This window comes from Deltaproteobacteria bacterium, from assembly GCA_009930495.1.
In the GTDB taxonomy this organism is placed as follows: Bacteria; Desulfobacterota; Desulfovibrionia; order Desulfovibrionales; family Desulfomicrobiaceae; genus Desulfomicrobium.
This window is the reverse complement of record RZYB01000263.1, coordinates 1-2636: the sequence shown is the minus strand read 5'-3', so window position 1 is coordinate 2636 and position 2636 is coordinate 1. Positions and strand designations below refer to the sequence as shown.

The following is a 2636-nucleotide window of genomic DNA, read 5'->3' as shown; positions in this document are numbered from 1 at the left end:
AGCGGAGAGTCGCGCGGTTTGGGGCGGGCATTGTCATCGCGGGGTGATTGCTGTAGGGAGCGGACGTTCCAGCCGTCTTTATTGTCAACAACCAGTGCACGATGCGAGGTGCCATATGCGATTTATCGATGATCTTTCCCTGGAGGGCAAGCGGGTCCTGGTGCGCGTGGATTACAACGTGCCCATCAAGAACGGCGCGATCGTGGACGACAATCGCATCGTCCAGAGTCTGCCCACCCTTAGGTTGGCGTTGGACGCGGGCGCGTCCCTGGTGTTGTGTTCCCATCTGGGCCGTCCCAAGGGCGTTCCGGTTCCTGAATTTTCTCTTCGGCCCGTGGCCGCGCGGTTGGCGGAATTGCTTGGCCGCGAGGTACGCATGGCGCCGGACTGCATTGGTCCGGAGTCCCTGGCCATGGCCGAAGATCTGGCGCCGGGCCAGGTTTTGTTGCTGGAAAATTTGCGCTTTCACGCCGGTGAAACCAAGAACGATCCGGAGTTTAGTCGCGAATTGGCCAAGTTTGGCCAGGTCTATGTCAATGATGCCTTTGGCGCCTCGCACCGGGCCCATGCCTCGGTGGTCGGCGTGACCGAGTTCATCGATGACTGCCGTGGCGGGCTGTTGCTCAAAAAGGAATGGCAATACCTGGGCGAGGCCCTGAAGGACCCGCAACGTCCCTTCGTGGCCATTATCGGCGGCGCCAAGGTTTCATCCAAGCTGGGCGTCCTGAAGGCCCTCATGGACAAGGTTGATTCCATGATCGTGGGTGGAGCCATGGCCAACACCTTCCGCAAGGCCCAGGGTTTCGAGGTTGGAACCTCCCTGGTCGAGGACGATCTGTTGGAGGAGGCCATGGCCATCATGGTCGAGGCCAGGGAAAAGGGTGTCAAATTTTATCTGCCCGTGGACTTTATTCTGGGCACGGACCCCAAGGGTGGCATCGCCTCGGGCGTGCGCACCTATCAGGATATCCCGGCCGATGAAATGATTCTGGACACGGGCCCGGCCTCGCACACCCTGTTCGCCGAGGTCGTCAAGAACGCGAAAACCGTGATCTGGAACGGACCCATGGGCGCCTTCGAGAATCCGGCCTTTGCCCAGGGGTCCATCAATCTGTGCCGGATCGTGGCGGCCATTGACGCCCTGACCATCCTTGGCGGCGGCGACACCAACGTCATCGTCGAACAGACCGGGATGACGGAGAAGTTTTCATTCATTTCGACTGGCGGCGGTTCCTTTCTCGAATTCCTGGAGGGCAAGGAACTGCCGGCGTTCACCGCCTTGGAGAAAAAGTCATGAAAAAGCTCATGGCCGCCAACTGGAAGATGTACAAAACCGTGGCCGATGGCGAGGCCACGGCCCGCTCCCTGGCCGGGCTTTTGGCCGGAAAACTGCCTGGGGACCGGGAAGTGCTGATTTGCCCGCCGGCCATCATGCTGGACCACGTCGGCCGGGCCCTGGCCGGACAGGCCGGGCTGCATCTTGGCGCCCAGAACTTTTACCCTTCCGCGCAGGGAGCCTTTACCGGCGAGATCGCTCCGGAGCAGCTCGTGGATCTGGGCTGTGGTCATGCCCTGGTTGGACATTCCGAGCGGCGACACGTGTTGGGCGAGGATGACGACCTCATCGGCCGCAAGGTCGCGTTCGGGCTGTCGGCTGGGCTGAAGATCATTCTCTGCGTTGGCGAAACCATCACCGAGCGGCGGGCCGGGCAGGTCGAAGCCGTGCTGACCCGACAGCTGGAACGCGGCCTGGCCGACGCCTTGGCCCTGGCCACGTCCGATAACTTGGCCGTGGCCTACGAGCCGGTCTGGGCCATCGGCACGGGCGAGGTGGCCGGGCCGGCGGAGATTTTGGCCGCGCACGCTTTCGTGCGGACAAAACTTTTGGAATTGATGCCGGAACAGGGCGCGCGGGTGCGCATTCTCTACGGCGGTTCGGTCAAGCCGGACAACGCCGGCGCCATTGTCCGCCTTGACAATGTCGACGGTGTGTTGGTAGGCGGCGCGAGTCTCAAGGCAGACAGCTTCAGTCAGATCGTCCTGGCGTAATTCTTTGGAGGTATTTACTTGAATTCTTTGATAATCACCATTCATGTCATCGCATGCGTCACCCTTGTGGTTCTTGTCCTGCTCCAATCGGGCAAGGAAGGCATGGGGGTTATTTTTGGCGGTGGCGGCGGTTCCTTGTTTGGTGCCAGCGGCGCGGGTAATCTGCTCAGCAAACTGACGGCCGGCGCGGCGACGGTGTTTTTCATCACCTCCATGGTCTTCACGTATGTCAGCACGCAGCAGCATACCTCGCCCAAGGAATCCATCGTACTGGACATGCCCGTGACCCAAACCCCGGCCGCGCCGACGGTGTCCGAGACTCCGGCCGCGCCGGCCGTGTCCGAGACTCAGACTGCGCCCGAGTCCGAGACCCCGGTCGATCAGAACGCGCAGACGGAAACACAGCCAAAAACAAATTAAAAAAATGCTGGACAAGAACCGGAGTCGTGTATAAAGACAGCTTCTCCGGTTTACGGAAAGATCGCGAAATTGAAGAGCTTATGTCGAAGTGGTGGAATTGGTAGACACGCTATCTTGAGGGGGTAGTGGGGTATCCCGTGGGGGTTCGAGTCCCCCCTTCGACACCA

Annotated in this window: 3 protein-coding genes and 1 tRNA gene; all 4 read left to right on the top strand. The window is 60.5% G+C overall.

All coding sequences use genetic code 11. The features are described from left to right. The first annotated feature begins 115 nt into the window (after nt 1-115). The 4 genes from EOL86_13500 to EOL86_13485 all read left to right on the top strand — a co-directional run bounded on the left by EOL86_13500 (nt 116) and on the right by EOL86_13485 (nt 2636). Complete coding sequence (locus tag EOL86_13500; protein NCD26590.1) at nt 116-1297, top strand: phosphoglycerate kinase; 1182 nt, start codon at nt 116-118, stop codon at nt 1295-1297. Next, nucleotides 1294-2049, top strand: a complete 756-nt coding sequence (locus tag EOL86_13495) for a triose-phosphate isomerase (protein NCD26589.1) — start codon at nt 1294-1296, stop codon at nt 2047-2049. The genes EOL86_13500 and EOL86_13495 overlap by 4 nt, the downstream gene beginning before the upstream one ends. An 18-nt stretch (nt 2050-2067) precedes the next feature. After that, complete coding sequence (gene secG / locus EOL86_13490) at nt 2068-2469, top strand: preprotein translocase subunit SecG (GenBank protein NCD26588.1); 402 nt, start codon at nt 2068-2070, stop codon at nt 2467-2469. Between the two features lie 82 nt (nt 2470-2551). Next, nucleotides 2552-2636, top strand: a tRNA-Leu gene (locus EOL86_13485).

Excerpts from the sequence above, each read along its gene's own strand:
- EOL86_13500 (NCD26590.1), top strand. The coding sequence starts at position 116 with ATGCGATTTATCGATGATCTTTCCCTGGAGGGCAAGCGGGTCCTGGTG.
- EOL86_13495 (NCD26589.1), top strand. The coding sequence starts at position 1,294 with ATGAAAAAGCTCATGGCCGCCAACTGGAAGATGTACAAAACCGTGGCC.